The sequence below is a fragment of the Pseudomonas reactans genome (assembly GCF_013385825.1).
Classification (GTDB): Bacteria; Pseudomonadota; Gammaproteobacteria; order Pseudomonadales; family Pseudomonadaceae; genus Aquipseudomonas; species Aquipseudomonas reactans.
This window is the reverse complement of the sequence record NZ_JACAPG010000027.1, coordinates 253-18,086: the sequence shown is the minus strand read 5'-3', so window position 1 is coordinate 18,086 and position 17,834 is coordinate 253. Positions and strand designations below refer to the sequence as shown.

15 protein-coding genes are annotated in these 17,834 nt (G+C 62.0%); 8 read left to right on the top strand and 7 right to left on the bottom strand.

Translation table 11 applies throughout. From position 1 onward, the window contains the following. Window positions 1-102 precede the first annotated feature (102 nt). The 7 genes from HX868_RS29575 to HX868_RS29545 form a co-directional block, all read right to left on the bottom strand. Window positions 103-1,527 carry a gamma-aminobutyraldehyde dehydrogenase gene (locus HX868_RS29575; RefSeq protein ID WP_177005302.1) on the bottom strand — a complete coding sequence of 475 codons (1,425 nt, stop codon included), beginning with the start codon at window positions 1,525-1,527 and terminating at the stop codon, window positions 103-105. Window positions 1,528-1,548: 21 nt separating this feature from the next. Beyond that, window positions 1,549-2,358 (bottom strand): ABC transporter permease, encoded by an 810-nt coding sequence (locus tag HX868_RS29570; protein ID WP_012722540.1) that lies wholly within the window; start codon window positions 2,356-2,358, stop codon window positions 1,549-1,551. Beyond that, window positions 2,348-3,277 (bottom strand): ABC transporter permease, encoded by a 930-nt coding sequence (locus tag HX868_RS29565; RefSeq protein ID WP_016977918.1) that lies wholly within the window; start codon window positions 3,275-3,277, stop codon window positions 2,348-2,350. The genes HX868_RS29570 and HX868_RS29565 overlap by 11 nt, the downstream gene beginning before the upstream one ends. Window position 3,278: 1 nt before the next feature. Beyond that, window positions 3,279-4,313, bottom strand: coding sequence for an ABC transporter ATP-binding protein (locus tag HX868_RS29560; protein WP_177005301.1), 1,035 nt, complete (start codon window positions 4,311-4,313; stop codon window positions 3,279-3,281). Window positions 4,314-4,524: 211 nt separating this feature from the next. Next, the gene (ydcS, locus tag HX868_RS29555) at window positions 4,525-5,676 is read right to left on the bottom strand and encodes a putative ABC transporter substrate-binding protein YdcS (RefSeq protein ID WP_095014924.1); all 1,152 of its coding nucleotides are present in this window, start codon (window positions 5,674-5,676) and stop codon (window positions 4,525-4,527) included. 72 nt (window positions 5,677-5,748) lie between these two features. Then, window positions 5,749-7,206, bottom strand: a complete 1,458-nt coding sequence (locus HX868_RS29550; protein WP_028619108.1) for a gamma-aminobutyraldehyde dehydrogenase — start codon at window positions 7,204-7,206, stop codon at window positions 5,749-5,751. A 133-nt stretch (window positions 7,207-7,339) separates the two neighbouring features. Further along, window positions 7,340-8,251, bottom strand: a complete 912-nt coding sequence (locus HX868_RS29545) for a LysR family transcriptional regulator (protein WP_003209548.1) — start codon at window positions 8,249-8,251, stop codon at window positions 7,340-7,342. Between the two features lie 168 nt (window positions 8,252-8,419). On the opposite strand from HX868_RS29545, the gene HX868_RS29540 reads away from it, so the two are divergent. The 8 genes from HX868_RS29540 (at window position 8,420) to HX868_RS29505 (ending at window position 17,692) form a co-directional block, all read left to right on the top strand. Further along, window positions 8,420-9,130: a tellurite resistance TerB family protein gene (locus tag HX868_RS29540; protein ID WP_177005300.1), complete on the top strand. Its 711-nt coding sequence runs from the start codon at window positions 8,420-8,422 to the stop codon at window positions 9,128-9,130. Between the two features lie 149 nt (window positions 9,131-9,279). After that, a complete protein-coding gene (locus HX868_RS29535) occupies window positions 9,280-10,902 on the top strand; it encodes a methyl-accepting chemotaxis protein (protein ID WP_177005299.1) in 1,623 nt (540 codons plus the stop codon). Continuing rightward, window positions 10,902-11,414, top strand: a complete 513-nt coding sequence (locus HX868_RS29530) for a chemotaxis protein CheW (protein WP_177005298.1) — start codon at window positions 10,902-10,904, stop codon at window positions 11,412-11,414. The genes HX868_RS29535 and HX868_RS29530 overlap by 1 nt, the downstream gene beginning before the upstream one ends. Then, entirely contained in the window at window positions 11,411-12,670 is a 1,260-nt protein-coding gene (locus HX868_RS29525) for a CheR family methyltransferase (RefSeq protein ID WP_177005297.1), read from the top strand. The genes HX868_RS29530 and HX868_RS29525 overlap by 4 nt, the downstream gene beginning before the upstream one ends. Then, window positions 12,667-13,368, top strand: a complete 702-nt coding sequence (locus HX868_RS29520) for a chemotaxis protein CheW (RefSeq protein ID WP_177005296.1) — start codon at window positions 12,667-12,669, stop codon at window positions 13,366-13,368. The genes HX868_RS29525 and HX868_RS29520 overlap by 4 nt, the downstream gene beginning before the upstream one ends. Continuing rightward, window positions 13,365-15,632, top strand: a complete 2,268-nt coding sequence (locus tag HX868_RS29515) for a hybrid sensor histidine kinase/response regulator (protein WP_177005295.1) — start codon at window positions 13,365-13,367, stop codon at window positions 15,630-15,632. Before HX868_RS29520 ends, HX868_RS29515 begins: the two co-directional genes overlap by 4 nt. Continuing rightward, window positions 15,629-16,639, top strand: coding sequence for a chemotaxis response regulator protein-glutamate methylesterase (cheB, locus tag HX868_RS29510; protein WP_177005294.1), 1,011 nt, complete (start codon window positions 15,629-15,631; stop codon window positions 16,637-16,639). Before HX868_RS29515 ends, cheB begins: the two co-directional genes overlap by 4 nt. A gap of 51 nt (window positions 16,640-16,690) precedes the next feature. After that, on the top strand, window positions 16,691-17,692 hold the full coding sequence (locus HX868_RS29505) for a diguanylate cyclase domain-containing protein (protein ID WP_016977907.1): 1,002 nt from the start codon (window positions 16,691-16,693) through the stop codon (window positions 17,690-17,692). The last annotated feature ends 142 nt before the right edge of the window (window positions 17,693-17,834 follow it).

Below are 17,834 nucleotides of genomic sequence, written 5' to 3'. Positions count from 1 at the left end.
ACGCAAAGACACCGGATTCAATCAGGTTGCCCGCGTTATCGTTGGCATTTTTCGCGAGCAAGCTCGCTCCTACAGTAAGGCATTAAGGCGTTTGGGCGAGACTCAGTGCTTGAACATCACATGCCGCACGGTGGTGTAGTCCTCCAGCCCGTACATGGACATGTCCTTGCCATAACCGGACAGTTTCTGACCGCCGTGGGGCATTTCGCTGACGAGCATGAAGTGGGTGTTCACCCAAGTGCAGCCGTACTGCAGGCGTGCGGCCAGGCGGTGGGCGCGTCCTACATCCGCGGTCCATACGGACGACGCCAGGCCGTAGTCCGAATCATTGGCCCAGCCCAGTACCTGTGCTTCATCGTTGAACTTGGTTACCGAGACCACCGGCCCGAACACCTCTCGGCGCACGATTTCGTCGTCCTGTTGGGCGTCGGCCAATACCGTCGGCTCGAAGAAGAAACCATTGCCTTCCACGGCCTTGCCACCGGTGACCAGGCGAATATGCGGCTGCGCCACGGCGCGTTCGACAAACCCGGCGACACGGTCGCGATGCTGTGCGGTGATCAATGGGCCCAGCTCGGTGGCCGGATCATCCTGCAGGCCATACTGGATGCTGGCGACCGCCGCGCCGAGCTTCTCGACAAACTTCTCGTAGATTTCCGCTTGCGCGTAAATCCGGCAGGCCGCCGTGCAATCCTGACCGGCGTTGTAGAAACCAAAGGTACGAATGCCTTCCACAGCGGCGTCGATGTCCGCGTCGTTGAAGATGATCACTGGCGCCTTGCCACCCAACTCCATGTGCATGCGCTTCACGCTGTCGGCGGTGCTGGAGATAATGTTTGCGCCGGTGGCGATGGAGCCGGTCAACGACACCATGCGCACTTTCGGGTGGTTCACCAGCGGGCTGCCGACGGTTGGCCCACGGCCGAACACCAGGTTGAGCACACCGGCCGGGAAGATTTCAGCGGCCAATTCGACCATGCGTAGCGCGGTCAACGGGGTTTGCTCCGACGGCTTGAGCACCACGGTATTACCGGCGGCGAGGGCCGGGGCGATTTTCCAGGCGACCATCATCAGCGGGTAGTTCCACGGCGCGATGGAAGCAATCACCCCCACCGGATCGCGGCGGATCATCGAGGTGTGGCCGGGCAGGTATTCGCCGCCGGCCGAGCCGCTCATGCAACGGCTGGCGCCGGCAAAGAAGCGGAATACGTCGGCAATCGCCGGGATCTCATCGTTCAGCGCGGCGCTGTAGGGCTTGCCGCAGTTGTCCGATTCCAGCTTGGCCAGCTCTTCGCCGTGGGCTTCGATCACGTCCGCCAGTTTCAGCAGCAGCAGCGAACGGTCCTTGGGCGCGGTCTGCGACCAGCTTTCGAAAGCCGCATCGGCTGCGCGCACGGCGGCGTCGACCTGGGCTTCGCTGGCTTCGTTGATTTCCACCAGCACGCGGCCGAGCGCCGGGTTGAATACCGCCTGGGCCGGGCCTTCGCCTTCGACCAGTTGGCCATTGATCAGCAGTTTGGTTTGCATCGCCATGTCCTCTTCAAACAATTATTTACCGCCACTCCCGGCCACGCTTTCACCGCCGCGCGTCAGGTAATAGGCACCGAGAATCGGGAACATCGTCACCAGCATCACCAGCATCGCGACCACGTTGGTCACCGGCACATCCCGTGGGCGGCTCAGTTGGTTGAGCAGCCACAACGGCAAGGTGCGTTCGTGGCCGGCGGTGAAGGTGGTGACGATGATTTCGTCGAACGACAGCGCAAAGGCGAGCATGCCGCCGGCCAGCAGCGCCGAGCCCAAGTTGGGCATGATGATGTAGCGGAAGGTCTGCCAGCCGTCGGCGCCCAGGTCCATCGAGGCTTCGATCAAACTGTGGGAGGTACGGCGCAGGCGGGCGATGACGTTGTTGTAGACGATCACCACACAGAAGGTCGCGTGGCCGACGATGATGGTGAACATCCCCGGCTCGATACCCAGCGTCTTGAAGGTCGCCAGCAATGCGATACCGGTGATGATCCCCGGCAGCGCAATCGGCAGGATCAGCATCAACGACACGCCTTGCTTGCCAAAGAACTCTCGGCGATACAGCGCCGCCGAGGCCAGGGTGCCGAGCACCATGGCGATCAGGGTAGCGATGGCCGCAATCTGCAACGACAGCTTGATCGCTTCCAGCACGTCCGGCCGGGCGAACGCAACGCTGAACCACTTCAGGGTAAAGCCCTGTGGCGGAAAGCTGAACGCGGCTTCTTCGGTGTTGAAGGCGTAGAGGAAGATGATCAGGATCGGGAAGTGGAGAAAAACCAGTCCACCCCAAGCTGCGATCTTCAGACCCATGGAAGATTTTTCAGAGTGCATCGAAGGCCCCCAGGCGTTTGACGATGGACAGGTAAACCGCGATCAGCACGATGGGCACCAGCGTGAACGCTGCGGCCATGGGCATGTTGCCGATGGCGCCTTGCTGGGCGTAGACCATGCCGCCGACGAAGTAACCCGGCGGCCCTACAAGCTGCGGCACGATGAAGTCTCCGAGGGTCAGCGAGAAGGTGAAGATGGAGCCGGCGGCAATCCCAGGAATCGACAGCGGCAAGATCACCTGCATGAAGGTCTGGCGCGGTTTGGCGCCCAAATCCGCCGAGGCTTGCAGCAACGACGGCGGCAAACGTTCCAGGGATGCCTGGATCGGCAGAATCATGAACGGCAGCCAGATGTAGACAAACACCATGAAGCGCCCAAGGTGCGAGGTGCTCAAGGTGCTGCCGCCCACGCCGGGAATGCCCAGCACGAACTGCAACACCGGCTCCAAACCCAGGTGCTGCACGAACCATTGCGCCACGCCGCCCTTGGCCAGCAGCAAGGTCCAGGCGTAGGCCTTGACGATGTAGCTGGCCCACATCGGCATCATCACCGCGATGTAGAAGAACGCCTTGGTCTTGCCCGTGGTGTAGCGCGCCATGTAGTAGGCGATCGGGAACGCAACGACGGCGCTGGCGATCGACACCACGATCGCCATGCTCAGGGTGCGCACGATGATGTCGAAGTTCGACGGTTGGAACAGCGCGGCGAAGTTGGCCAGGGTCAGGTCCGGCGTGACCGCCATGGTGAAATCGTCAAACGTATAGAAACCTTGCCAGAGCAGGGTCAGCAGCGAACCGAGGTAGATCGCGCCGAACCAGATCAGCGGCGGCACCAGCAGCATCGCCAGGTAGAGGTTGGGCTTGCGGTACAGCAGGTTGGAAAACCTGCGCATCGGCGGTTGGGAAAGGGCCAGGCTCATGTCACACCTCGCCTGCGATGTCGGTCAGCGGCACCATGGCTTCACGGGCCCAGCGGGCGGTGAGGGTCTGGCCGACCTGGTGGCCGGCGCTGGTGTCAAGCCACTGGTTGTTGGCGCGGCTGATGTTCAGGGCTTGGCCGTTTTCCAGTTTCAGTTCATAGCGGGTGGCGCTGCCCTGGTATTGGATATCGTGGAGCAGACCGCTGATTTCCACTTCGCCAACGCCCAACGGGCCTTCGGCAAACCGCACGTGTTCCGGGCGGATCGAGAAGGGTTGCGCAGTGCCGCTGAGGCGCTGGGCCAGTTCGCCACGAATCACGTTGGAGGTGCCGACGAACTCGGCGACGAACGACGTGGCCGGTTTCATATAGAGGTTGCGCGGGGTATCGACCTGCTCGATGCGGCCTTTGTTGAACACGGCGACGCGGTCGGACATCGACAACGCTTCGGTCTGGTCGTGGGTCACGAAGATAAAGGTGATGCCCAACTGGCGTTGCAGCTTCTTCAGCTCGCTTTGCATCTGCTCGCGCAGCTTGAGGTCGAGGGCGCCCAAGGGTTCGTCCAGCAGCAACACCCGTGGACGATTGACCAGGGCGCGGGCGAGGGCGACCCGCTGGCGTTGGCCGCCGGACAGTTGCACCGGTTTGCGGTCGCCGTAGCCGCCGAGGGCAACCATGGCCAGCGCCTCTTCGGCACGGTTCAGTCGTTCCGCCTTGCCCACGCCCTTGACCTTGAGGCCGTAGGCCACGTTGTCGCGCACATTCATATGGGGGAACAGCGCGTAATCCTGGAACACGGTGTTCACATCGCGCTGATACGGCGGCAAGCCGGCGGCTTCCTCGCCATGGATACGGATCGAGCCTGCGCTCGGCTGCTCAAACCCGGCGATCAGGCGCAGGCAGGTGGTCTTGCCCGAGCCGGAAGGGCCGAGCATGGAAAAGAACTCGCCGTCCTGGATGTCGATGGAAACCCGGTCAACGGCTTTCACTTCGCCGAACTGACGGGAAACGTGGGTGAATTGGACTGCAAGCGTCATGGTGCGGTGCTCCAAAAAGGCGCGGGTCGTCGCAGCGGCCCGGCCTGGACTTCTGAAAAATCTGGGAATCTGTGTACGCAAATGAAATGTGGGAGCTTTTCTGTGGGAGCCGGGCTTGCCCGCGATGCAGGCGCCTCAGTGTGTCTGTTGCACCGAGGTGATGCCATCGCAGGCAAGCCAGCTCCCACAGGGATCTCTTTCAGTTCAGGAGCTAGCGGCCGCCCATGATCGCAATGTAATCCTGGGTCCAGCGGCTGTACGGCACGAACTTGCCGCCTTCAGCCTGCGGGGTTTTCCAGAAGGCGATCTTGTCGAACTGATCGAACCCGTTGGTCTTGCAACCTTCGGCGCCGAGCAGTTCGCTTTCCTTACACGCCGCAGGCACTGCCGGCAGCGAACCGAACCAGGCGGCAACGTCGCCCTGGACCTTCGGCTGCAGCGACCAGTCCATCCATTTGTAGGCGCAGTTCGGGTGCTTGGCCTCGGTGTGCAACATGGTGGTGTCGGCCCAGCCGGTGGCGCCTTCCTTTGGAATGGTCGAGGCAATCGGCTGTTTCTCGTTCTGCAGGCCGTTGACCTGATACGGCCAGGCGCTGGAAGCCACCACGCCTTCATTCTTGAAGTCACTCATTTGCACGGTGGTGTCGTGCCAGTAGCGGTGGATCAGCGGCTGTTGCGCACGCAGCAGTTCGAGCACGGCCTTGTACTGGGTTTCGGTCAGTTCATAGGGGTTCTGGATGCCCAATTCCGGCTTGGTCGACTTGAGGTACAGCGCCGCATCGGCAATGTAGATCGGGCCGTCATACGCCTGCACACGGCCTTTGTTCGGCTTGCCGTCCGGCAGGTTCTGCGCGTCGAACAGCACATTCCAGCTGGTGGGCGCGGTCTTGAACACGTTGGTGTTGTACATCAACACGTTCGGGCCCCACTGGTACGGGGTGCCGTAGGTTTGCTGGCCGACCACGTACCACGGCGCATCTTTCAGGCGCGGGTCGATGTTCTTCCAATTGGGGATCAGTGAGGTGTTGATCGGCTGCACCCGCTTGCCAACGATCAGCCGCAACGACGCATCGCCCGACGCGGTGACCAGGTCATACCCGCCTTTGGCCATCAAACTGACCATTTCGTCAGAGGTGGCGGCGGTTTTCACGTTGACCTTGCAGCCGGTTTCCTTCTCGAAACCGGTGACCCAGTCGTAGGCCTTGTCGCTTTCGCCACGTTCGATATAACCGGGCCAGGCGACGATATCCAACTGGCCTTCACCGGCGCCCACCGCTTTGAGTGGTTCGGCGGCCTGGAGGCTGGCGCTGGCCAGCAGCGCGGTAGTCAGGGCACTGAGCAGTGCGGTCTTGTGCGCAGACATGGGGGTTCCCTCTTCTTTAATTATGGTCGGGGCAGTGTTTGAAGCCGGTAACGCAACAGCTTAGTTGTTGTTTTAAAGATGCTGACCGTGGCGCGCCATGATGTGGCGCACCACGCTGTAGTCCTGCAGCGAATCGCTGGACAGATCCTTCCCATACCCCGAACGCTTCAAGCCGCCGTGGGGCATTTCGCTGACCAGCATGAAATGGCTGTTGATCCAGGTGCAGCCATACTGAAGGCGCGCCGCGACCTGCATGGCCTTGTCCAGGTTCTGGGTCCATACCGAGGAGGCCAGGCCGTATTCGGAGTCGTTGGCCCAGTCCACCGCCTGTTCCAGCTCGTCGAAGCGGGTCACGGTGACCACCGGGCCGAACACCTCGCGCTGCACGATTTCATCGTTCTGTTTACAGCCGGCGAGCAGGGTGGGTTGGTAATAGAAGCCGGCGCCGGAATGCACGGCGGCGCCGGTGATGCGTTCAATATGCGGCTGGCCGAGGGCGCGCTCGACAAAACTGGCGACGCGGTCGCGCTGGCGCGTGCTGATCAGCGGGCCGAGCTCATTGTCGGCATCGCGTTTGCCGGCAAAACGCAGGCTGCTGACCGCCGCGCCCAGTTCGGCGACGAGTTTGTCGTGGATGCCGGCCTGGGCGTAGATGCGGCACGCGGCGGTGCAGTCCTGGCCGGCGTTGTAGTAACCGTAGGCGCGCACGCCTTCGACCACGGCTTGCAGGTCGGCGTCGTTGCACACGATCACCGGGGCCTTGCCGCCCAGTTCCAGGTGCGTGCGTTTAAGGGTTTTGGAGGCGGCTTGCAGGATTTTCTGCCCGGTGACGATATCGCCGGTCAACGAGACCATGCGCACCTTGGGGTGACTGACCAAGTGACTGCCGACGCCTTCGCCGCCGCCACACAGAATGTTGATCACACCACGTGGCAGCAGCTCTTTAAGCACGGGCGCCAGGGCCAGGATCGACAGCGGCGTGTGTTCCGACGGTTTGAACACCAAAGTATTACCGGCAGCCAGGGCCGGGGCGATCTTCCATGCGGCCATCATCAACGGGTAGTTCCACGGCGCAATCGAGGCCACTACGCCAATCGGATCGCGACGCACCATGCTGGTGTAGCCCGGCAGGTATTCACCGCTCAACTGCCCGGTCTGGCAACGCACGGCCCCGGCAAAGAAGCGGAATACATCGACGGTGGCACTCAAGTCATCCTGGCGGGCCAAGTGCAACGGCTTGCCGCAGTTCAGGGATTCGAGGCGGGCCAGGTAGTCAGCTTGTTTTTCGATGGCGTCGGCGATGCCGAGCAGGATGTTCGAACGCTGCTGTGGCGTAGTTCGCGACCAGCCGGCGAAGGCGCGGTGGGCGGCGAGGATCGCAGTTTCCACTTGTTCGGTGCTGGCTTCGGCGATCTGGGTGAGCACTTCACCGGTGGCCGGGTTGAGGATCGGCTCGGCAAACCCCTGGCCTTGGACCAGTTCGCCGTCGATCAGCAACGCAGTGAGTAGCGGGGTGGGCGCGCCGGACATTTTTCGCGATCTCTTTTCTTGTGTGGCCATGGGCGTTCTCTTACAAGGCGCCTGACCTTCTCTTATGGGATGAACAGAGACTAGAGGTCAGGCGCGAGGTCAACAAATACTAAATACTGAATGCAGCATTCGATTAAATAGATGGCTTGCGCGGGTGCGGCTGTTCGCGGGCGACGGTCAGGAACGGGTCCACCAGCGCCGGACGTGCGGTGCCACGGCGCCAGGCCAGGCCGACGTCGAGGGTCTGGCTGAGGTCGGCGATTGGGCGCGCTTCAATGATGTCGCCTTCCAGGGACCAGGGCCGGTAGGTCATGTCCGGCTGGATCGACACGCCGAGGCCCGCCGCCACCAGGCTTCGCACGGCTTCGGTGGAAGCGGTTCGCAAGGTCACACGCGGTTGCAGGCCTGCGCCGGTCCACATGCGCTGGGCGTTGTGGCCCATTTCGTCGACGTTCAGCTGGATCAGCGGTTCGCGCGCCACATCGGCCAGGTTGATGCTGTCGTGTTCCAAGAGTGGATGTTGTGCCGGTAGCCACAAACGGTGCGGGGAGTGGGTGAGGACTTCGGTCTGCAAGGCGTGGCGGTCTTCGAGGTTGGAAAGGATCAGCACGCCCACATCGATTTCGCCGCTGACCAGCAAATGTTCGATATACGGGCGTTCATCCTCCATCACGCGGATTTCCACATTGGGGTAGGCGCGCTGGAATCGCGTCAACAAATCCGCGAGGTAATAGCCAGCCACCAGGCTCGTCACGCCGATGATCAACTGCCCGGCGACCTGGTCGGTGCTCTGTTGCAGGCTGCGCTTGGCGTTGTCGACAGTGGCGAGGATCAGGTGCGCCTGGCGCAGGAATTGATGGCCCTGGTGGGTCAGGGTCATGCCCTTGGCGTGACGGTTGAACAGGTTGACGCCGATTTCCTGCTCCAGTTGCTGGATCGCCAGGGTCAGGGTCGATTGGGAAATGAACGCCGTCTGCGCGGCGGCGGAGATCGAACCGGTCTCGGCCACGGCGATAAAATGCCGGATTTGACGCAAGGTCATCATGCTGGAATTACCAGTGGGGTGTTTTTATAGATTTGTTCGAGTGTATATCGATTTAAGCGAAGGGCGACCGCGTTACATCTGGAAGCACTCTAGATCGAGGCTTTTTGGCACTTAGTTTTACGCTGGGAGCCTATTGGTCCTATGAACCCTAGTGTCTGGAGGCTACGAATGAATACCCGTGGATTGCTCGATCAGTTACTCAAGTCTGGCCAGGACATGTTGCAAAACAAGGCCGGCGGCCAGCGTAAGCAGGACGACAAAGGTGCACTGGGCGGTTTGCTCGGCGGTGGCGGCCTGGGCAGCTTGCTCGGTGGCGCGGGCGGCGGTGCCTTGGCGGCTGGCGCCATGGGCCTGCTGCTGGGCAACAAGAAAGCCCGCAAATTCGGCGGCAAGGCCCTGACCTACGGCGGTTTGGCGGCATTGGGTGTGATTGCCTACAAAGCCTACGGCAACTGGCAGGCCAATCAGGCCAATGCACCTCAAGGCGAACCGCAAACCATCGACCGTCTGCCGCCGGCCCAGGTTGAGCTACACAGCCAAGGCATCCTCAAGGCGCTGGTCGCTGCCGCCAAGGCCGACGGCCATGTGGATGAGCGCGAGCGCGAATTGATCGAAGGCGAATTCACCAAGCTGGACAACGACCGCGAGCTGCAAAGCTGGCTGCACGCCGAGCTCAACAAGCCCCTGGACCCGGCTGACGTGGCGCGAGCGGCCGGCACGCCGGAAATGGCCGCCGAGATGTACATCGCCAGCGTGATGCTGGTGGATGAGGAAAACTTTATGGAGAAGGCTTACCTCGATGAACTGGCGCGCCAACTGAAACTGGAGCCAGGCTTGAAGCTGGAACTGGAAAAGCAGGTGCGCCAGGCCTCACTCTGACCCTATCGCTTTATCGAAAACACCCCGGATGCCTTCAAGGCCCGGGGTGTTTTTGCATTCTGTGAGCGCTACATCAAAACCCGTTGATAAATGAGGGCTTCTGCTCAGCTATACTCCCCCGCATTTGATCGGCCCTTCGAGGAATTACTGTGAAGAACTGGACCTTGCGCCAACGGATCTTGGCAAGCTTTGCGGTCATTATCGCCATCATGCTGTTAATGGTTGTGGTCTCCTATTCACGGTTGCTGAAGATCGAAACCAGCGAAGTCGCGGTGCGCGATGATGCGGTGCCGGGTGTCTATCTCAGTTCCATGATTCGCAGCGCGTGGGTCGACAGCTACCTGCAGACCCTGGAATTGCTGGGCCTGCGTGAGAACAAGCAGCTGAGTGACGCTGATCGGGCGGAATTCAAGTCCTTTGAAGCGCGCATCTTGCAGCAGATGGATAACTACGAAAAAACCATCGCTGGTGGTGACGATCGGTCCGAGTTCGACAGATTCGAAACCCTGCACCAGGCCTATAACAAGAGCCTGTCCACCGTGCTCGAAAGCCTGCAACGCGGTGACCTGACCGCCGCGCGCAAAGAGTTCGACACCCAGTTGACGCCGACCTGGACCGCAGGCCGCATGAAGCTCAACGACATCATCACCGAGAACAAGAACGTCGCCGACCGTGCGACCAACGCAATCGATGATGCGGTTTCCGCCGCGAAAATCAGCATGTTTGTGTCGTTGGTCGTCGCCATTCTCGCCGCCGGCCTGTGCGGCCTGTTGCTGATGCGCGCGATCATGGCGCCGATGCAGCGCATCGTCGACATCCTCGAAACCATGCGCGACGGCGACTTGAGCAAGCGCTTGAACCTGGAGCGCAAGGATGAGTTCGGCGCCGTCGAAACCGGCTTCAACGACATGATGACCGAGCTGACCGCCCTGGTGTCCCAGGCCCAGCGTTCTTCGGTGCAGGTCACTACATCGGTGACTGAGATTGCCGCCACGTCCAAGCAGCAGCAAGCCACCGCCACTGAAACAGCTGCGACTACCACCGAAATCGGTGCCACCTCCCGCGAAATCGCGGCCACGTCCAAGGACCTCGTGCGCACCATGACCGAAGTGTCCACCGCCGCCGACCAGGCTTCGGTGGCCGCCGGTTCCGGCCAGCAAGGCCTGGCGCGCATGGAAGAAACCATGCACTCGGTGATGGGCGCGGCCGATCTGGTCAACGCCAAGCTGGCAATCCTCAATGAGAAGGCCGGCAACATCAACCAAGTGGTGGTGACCATCGTCAAGGTCGCCGACCAGACCAACCTGCTGTCGCTCAACGCCGCGATCGAGGCCGAAAAGGCCGGTGAATACGGTCGCGGTTTTGCCGTGGTCGCCACCGAAGTGCGGCGCCTGGCCGACCAGACTGCCGTGGCTACCTACGACATCGAGCAGATGGTGCGCGAGATCCAGTCGGCGGTGTCCGCCGGCGTGATGGGCATGGACAAATTCTCCGAAGAAGTGCGTCGTGGCATGTTTGAAGTGCAGCAAGTCGGCGAGCAGTTGTCGCAGATCATCCATCAGGTGCAGGCGCTGGCGCCGCGGGTGTTGATGGTCAATGAAGGCATGCAGGCCCAGGCCACCGGTGCCGAGCAGATCAACCACGCCCTGGTGCAACTGGGCGATGCCAGCAGCCAGACCGTCGAGTCCCTGCGCCAGGCCAGCTTTGCCATTGATGAGCTGAGCCAGGTGGCGGTCGGTCTGCGCAGCGGCGTGTCGCGTTTCAAAGTCTGATGAGCGACCTCGCGGCTAAACGCGGTGCCGTCCCGGCAGCGAAAAAGGCGTTGTTCCTGGTGTTTCACATCGGCAACGAACGTTACGCCCTCAAGGCCACCGAAGTGGCCGAGGTGCTACCGCGCCTGCCTTTGAAACCCATCGCCCATGCGCCGCTGTGGGTGGCAGGCATCTTTGCCCACCGTGGCGCGCTGGTGCCCGTGATCGATCTCAGCGCCTTGACCTTCGGCACCGCCGCCCAGGCGCGCACCAGCACGCGGCTGGTGCTGGTCAATTACCAGCCCGAGCCCTGGACCGAGGCACGCTGGCTGGGACTGATCCTGGAGCAGGCCACCGACACGCTGCGTTGCGATCCGACGGAGTTTCAGCCCTATGGCCTCGACAACCGCCAGGCGCCGTACCTGGGGCCGGTGCGCGAAGACGCGTTGGGCTTGATGCAATGGATCGGCGTGAATGACCTGCTCACCGATGAGGTGCGCGCCGTACTGTTTTCTGCCGAGCTGAGCCTATGAGCAGCGATCCGCGCTTCTTTGCCTTCCTTAAAGAGCGCATCGGCCTGGACGTTGCGTCGGTCGGCGAAGCCATCATCGAACGCGCGGTGCGCCAGCGCAGCCAGGCCGTCAATGCGCAAACGGCCGGCGAGTACTGGCAGCACCTGCAAAGTTCCGAGGATGAGCAGCAGGCACTGATCGAAGCAGTGATCGTCCCGGAAACCTGGTTTTTCCGTTACCCCGAATCGTTCGCGACTCTGGCCCGCCTGGCCAAGGCGCGCCTGATCGAAATCAAGCAGATGCGCGCCCTGCGCATCCTCAGCCTGCCGTGCTCCACCGGTGAAGAACCTTATTCGATTGCCATGGCCTTGCTGGACGCAGGCCTCGCGCCGCACCAGTTCAAGGTGCTGGGCCTGGATGTCAGCCCGCTGTCGGTGGAGCGTGCGCGGCGCGGGGTGTATGGTAGGAACTCGTTTCGTGGGGGCGATATCGCGTTTCGCGACCGCCATTTCACCGAGTATGGCGATGGTTACCACATTGCCGACCGAGTACGCGAGCAGGTGCGCCTGCAAGTGGGCAACCTGCTCGATCCGGGCTTGCTGGCCAATGAAGCGAGCTACGATTTCGTGTTCTGCCGCAACCTGCTGATCTACTTCGACCAGCCGACCCAGAAGCAAGTGTTCGACGTGCTCAAGGGCCTGACCCACGTGGATGGCGTGTTGTTTATCGGCCCGGCTGAGGGCAGCCTGTTGGGGCGTCACGGCATGCGTTCCATTGGGGTGCCGCAGTCGTTTGCCTTCAGTCGGCATGCCGAACCGGTCAAGCCTGAGCCGGTGTTTGTGCCGATTGCCGCGCCCATCCCGCAACGTAGTGCAGCGCCGATTCCAAGTAAGCCACGGCCGTTCAGTACGGTCAGCGCCCAAGTGGTGCCGATCAAGGCGCCGCACACCGATGCGGGTGACTTGCTCAGTCGCATCGCCACCCTGGCCAATGAAGGCAAGAGTGCTGAAGCCCGCGCCGCGTGCGAACAGTATTTGAGCAACCACCCGCCGGCCGCCCAGGTGTTCTACTGGCTCGGGCTGCTCAGCGACGTGGCCGGCAGCGCCCTGGAAGCCCAGGGTTATTATCGAAAAGCCTTGTACCTGGAACCCCAGCACCCGCAGGCCTTGATGCACCTGGCCGCGTTGCTCGAATCCCAAGGCGACAGTGCGGGAGCGCGCCGCTTGCAGGCGCGGGCCGCCCGTAGCGAGCGAGCTGACAGTGAGTCCAAACGATGAGTAACACCGAGGCGCTCGACACCGCCGGCCTGGACCTGACCCTGGCCGACACCCAAGCCATCGACGACTGCTGGAACCGCATCGGCATCCATGGCGACAAATCCTGCCCGTTGCTGGCGGACCATATCCATTGCTGCAACTGCTCGGTGTACTCGGCAGCAGCCACGCGGTTGCTGGACCGCTACGCCTTGCAGCAAGACGCGCATCGCCCGCATGCCGCTGTCGAGCTGGGCGAAGATGTGGTCACCCGTTCTTTGCTGATGTTCCGTCTCGGCGAAGAATGGTTGGGCATTGCCACCCGTTGCCTGGTGGAAGTCGCGCCGTTGCAACCGATACATTCCCTGCCGCACCAACGCTCGCGCGCGTTGCTCGGCGTGGCCAATGTGCGGGGTGCGCTGGTGGCGTGCCTTTCGCTGGTGGAACTGCTCGGCCTGGACGTCACCAGCAACGGCGCCAGCGGTGGCCGCATCATGCCGCGCATGCTGATCATCGCCGCGCAGGATGGCCCGGTGGTGGTGCCGGTGGATGAAGTCGACGGGATCCACGCCATTGATGAGCGCACCTTGAAGGCGGCTTCGGCCTCCGGCACCCAGGCCAGCGCGCGCTACACCCAAGGCGTGTTGCAGTGGAAAGGCCGCAGCTTGCGGTGGCTGGACGAGGCGCAATTGTTGTCCGCCGTGACCCGGAGCCTCACATGACCCCCGACCAGATGCGCGATGCCTCGCTGCTGGAACTGTTCAGCCTGGAAGCCGATGCGCAGACCCAGGTCCTGAGCGCGGGCCTGCTGGCCCTGGAACGCAACCCGACCCAGGCCGACCAGCTTGAGGCTTGCATGCGCGCTGCGCACTCGCTCAAGGGCGCGGCACGTATCGTCGGGGTAGACGCCGGGGTCAGCGTCTCCCATGTGATGGAAGATTGCCTGGTCAGCGCCCAGGAAAGTCGCCTGTACCTGCAACCCGAACATATTGATGCGTTGCTGCAAGGCACCGACCTGCTGATGCGCATCGCTACGCCCGGCAATAACGTGGGGCCGGCGGATATCGAAGCCTACGTGGCGCTGATGGAACGCCTGCTGGATCCGTCGCAGGCGCCGGTCAAGCCTGCGCCGCCGCCAGAACCGGCGGCTGTCGTTGAAGAGCTGCCGCCGGAGCCCGAGCCCGCACTGCCAGTGGCTGCTGAGCCGCCGCGGCAGAACAAACGCATGACCGAAGGCGGCGAGCGCGTGCTGCGGGTAACCGCGGAGCGTCTGAACAGCCTGCTCGACCTGTCGAGCAAATCCCTGGTGGAAACCCAGCGGCTCAAACCCTACCTGGCCAGCTTGCAGCGCCTCAAGCGCATTCAAAGCCAGAGCGTGCGTGCCTTGGATACGCTGGACGGGCAACTCAAGACCCAAAATCTGAACCTGGAAGCCCAAGAAGCACTGGCTGACACCCGCCGCCTGCTCAGCGAAGCCCAGGCCCTGCTGGCGGAAAAAACCGCTGAGCTGGATGAGTTCGGCTGGCAGGCCGGGCAGCGCGCCCAGGTGCTGTATGACACGGCGCTGGCCTGTCGCATGCGTCCGTTTGCCGATGTCCTGGCCGGGCAAGTGCGCATGGTGCGCGACCTTGGCCGCAGCCTCGGCAAGCAGGTGCGCCTGGAGATCGAGGGCGAAAAGACCCAGGTCGACCGTGACGTGCTGGAAAAACTCGAAGCGCCGCTCACCCATTTGTTGCGCAATGCGGTCGACCACGGCATCGAAATGCCTGAGCAACGTCTGCTCGCAGGCAAGCCGGCTGAAGGCCTGATCCGCCTGCGCGCGTCCCACCAGGCCGGCTTGCTGGTACTGGAATTGAGTGATGACGGCAATGGCGTTGACCTGGAACGCCTGCGCGGCACCATCGTCGACCGGCATCTGTCTCCGCTGGAAACCGCTCTGCGCCTGAGCGAAGAAGAGTTGCTGACGTTCCTGTTCCTGCCGGGGTTCAGCCTGCGCGACAAGGTCACCGAAGTGTCCGGGCGTGGTGTCGGCCTGGATGCGGTGCAGCATATGGTGCGCCAACTGCGTGGCGCGGTGGTGCTGGAGCAGACGGCGGGGCAGGGTAGTCGTTTCCACCTTGAAGTGCCGCTGACCTTGTCGGTGGTACGCAGCCTGGTGGTGGAAGTCGGCGAAGAGGCCTACGCGTTCCCGCTGGCCCACATCGAGCGCATGTGCGACCTGGCGCCGGACGATATCGTGCAACTGGAAGGACGCCAGCATTTCTGGCACGAAGGCCGGCATGTCGGCCTGGTCGCCGCGAGCCAGTTGCTGCAGAGGCCGGCGGGGCAGAGTCCGTCGGACACCTTGAAGGTCGTGGTGATCCGCGAGCGCGATGCCGTGTATGGGGTTGCCGTGGAGCGTTTTATCGGCGAGCGTACTCTGGTGGTGCTGCCGCTGGATGATCGTCTGGGCAAAGTCCAGGACATTTCCGCAGGCGCGTTGCTCGATGACGGCTCGGTGGTATTGATCGTTGATGTCGAAGACATGCTGCGCTCGGTGGACAAACTGCTCAACACCGGCCGCCTGGAGCGTATCGCTCGGCGCAGCCAGCAGGCCACCGAAGCGCCGCGCAAACGGGTGCTGGTGGTGGATGACTCGCTGACCGTGCGTGAACTGCAACGCAAATTGTTACTCAATCGTGGTTATGAAGTGGCCGTAGCGGTCGATGGCATGGACGGTTGGAACGCCTTGCGCTCCGAAGACTTTGACCTGTTGATCACTGATATTGATATGCCTCGTATGGACGGTATTGAATTGGTCACACTCTTGCGCCGTGACAGTCGCCTGCAATCGTTGCCGGTGATGGTGGTGTCCTACAAGGATCGCGAAGAAGACCGACGTCGTGGACTGGACGCCGGCGCCGACTATTATTTAGCCAAAGCCAGTTTTCATGATGACGCCCTGCTGGACGCCGTGGTGGAACTGATCGGAGGCGCGCGGGCATGAGGATTGCGATCGTCAATGACATGCCCCTGGCGGTGGAAGCCTTGCGCCGCGCCTTGAGCTTCGAGCCTGCGCACCAGGTGGTGTGGGTGGCCAGTAATGGCCTGGAAGCGGTGCAGCAGTGTGCCGAACTGACGCCGGACCTGATCCTGATGGACCTGATCATGCCGGTGATGGACGGCGTGGAAGCCACCCGCCAGATCATGGCCGAGACCCCGTGCGCCATCGTGATTGTGACCGTCGACCGCCAGGCCAACGTCAGCCGGGTGTTCGAAGCCATGGGTCACGGCGCTCTGGACGTGGTGGACACACCGCCCCTGGGCGTGGGCAACCCCAAGGATGCGGCGGCGCCGCTGTTGCGCAAGATCCTCAACATTGGCTGGTTGATCGGCCAACGCGGTAGCCGCGTACGTGCTGAAACCGTTGCGCCGCGAATCACCGGTAAACGCCAGAGCCTGGTGGCGATCGGTTCGTCGGCCGGTGGTCCGGCGGCCCTGGAAATCCTGCTCAAGGGCTTGCCCCGGGACTTTCCCGCCGCCATTGTGCTGGTGCAGCATGTGGATCAGGTGTTCGCTGCCGGCATGGCCGAGTGGCTGGGCAGCGCCTCCGGCCTGCCGGTGCGCCTGGCCCGTGAAGGCGAACCCCCGCAAAGTGGCGTGGTGCTGCTGGCCGGCACCAATCACCACATTCGTCTGTTGAAAAATGGCACGCTAGCCTATACCGCAGAGCCGGTGAACGAGATCTACCGGCCTTCGATCGACGTGTTTTTCGAAAGCGTGGCCAGCCACTGGAATGGCGATGCGGTCGGCGTATTGCTGACCGGCATGGGGCGCGACGGGGCTCAGGGCCTCAAGTTGCTGCGTGAACAAGGTTATTTGACCATCGCCCAGGATCAGCAAAGCTCGGCGGTGTATGGCATGCCCAAAGCGGCGGCGGCAATTGATGCTGCTGTTGAAATTCGCCCACTGGATAGAATTGCACCCCGATTGCTGGAGGTCTTTGCAAAATGAACAAGACTTCTCGCGGTGCTGGCTGGCAGGTAGTAATTCAGGTGACTGCACATGAATGATTTACAGATCGACGACATCAAGACCGACGAAAATGCCGCCATGGTGTTGCTGGTCGACGACCAGGCCATGATCGGTGAAGCCGTGCGGCGTGGCCTGGCCCATGAAGAAAATATCGACTTCCACTTCTGTGCCGACCCGCACCAGGCGATTGCCCAGGCGATCCGCATCAAGCCGACGGTCATCCTGCAGGATCTGGTGATGCCCGGCCTTGATGGCCTGACCCTGGTGCGTGAATACCGCAATCACCCGGCCACTGCGAATATCCCGATTATCGTGCTGTCCACCAAAGAAGATCCGCTGATCAAGAGCGCGGCGTTCTCTGCCGGGGCCAATGATTATCTGGTCAAGCTGCCGGATAACATCGAATTGGTGGCGCGTATTCGCTATCACTCGCGGTCCTACATGACCCTGTTGCAGCGGGATGCGGCTTATCGTGCGCTACGGGTCAGCCAGCAGCAGTTGCTGGACACCAACCTGGTACTGCAACGGCTGATGAACTCCGATGGCCTGACCGGGTTGTCCAACCGCCGTCACTTTGATGAATACCTGGAGCTGGAGTGGCGTCGGGCCATGCGTGATCAGACTCAGTTGTCGTTGTTGATGATTGATGTGGATTTCTTCAAGACCTATAACGACAGCTTTGGGCATGTTGAAGGGGATGAGGCGTTGCGAAAGGTGGCGGCGGCCATTCGTGAGGCGAGCAGTCGGCCTTCGGATTTGCCGGCGCGCTATGGGGGTGAGGAGTTTGCCCTGGTGCTGCCTAATACCTCGCCGGGCGGGGCGCGGTTGGTGGCCGAGAAGCTGCGCATGGCGGTGGCGGCGCTGAAGATTCCGCATAACGCGCCGACCGAGGGGTCGAGTCTGACTATCAGTATCGGGCTGTCGACCATGACACCGCAGCAGGGGACGGATTGCCGGCAGGTGATCTTGGCGGCGGATAAGGGGTTGTATACGGCTAAGCATAATGGGCGGAATCAGGTGGGGATTGAGTAGGGCGTTTTTGGGGACATATCCGTTGCTGCGGTAACGGCTGCGATTGGTTCCGCTCTTACAGCGGGTCACTTTTTGAAGAGCGCAAAAAGTAACCAAAAACGCTTCGCCCCAACACTCGGCACCTCGCCTAGGCTCGGTGTGC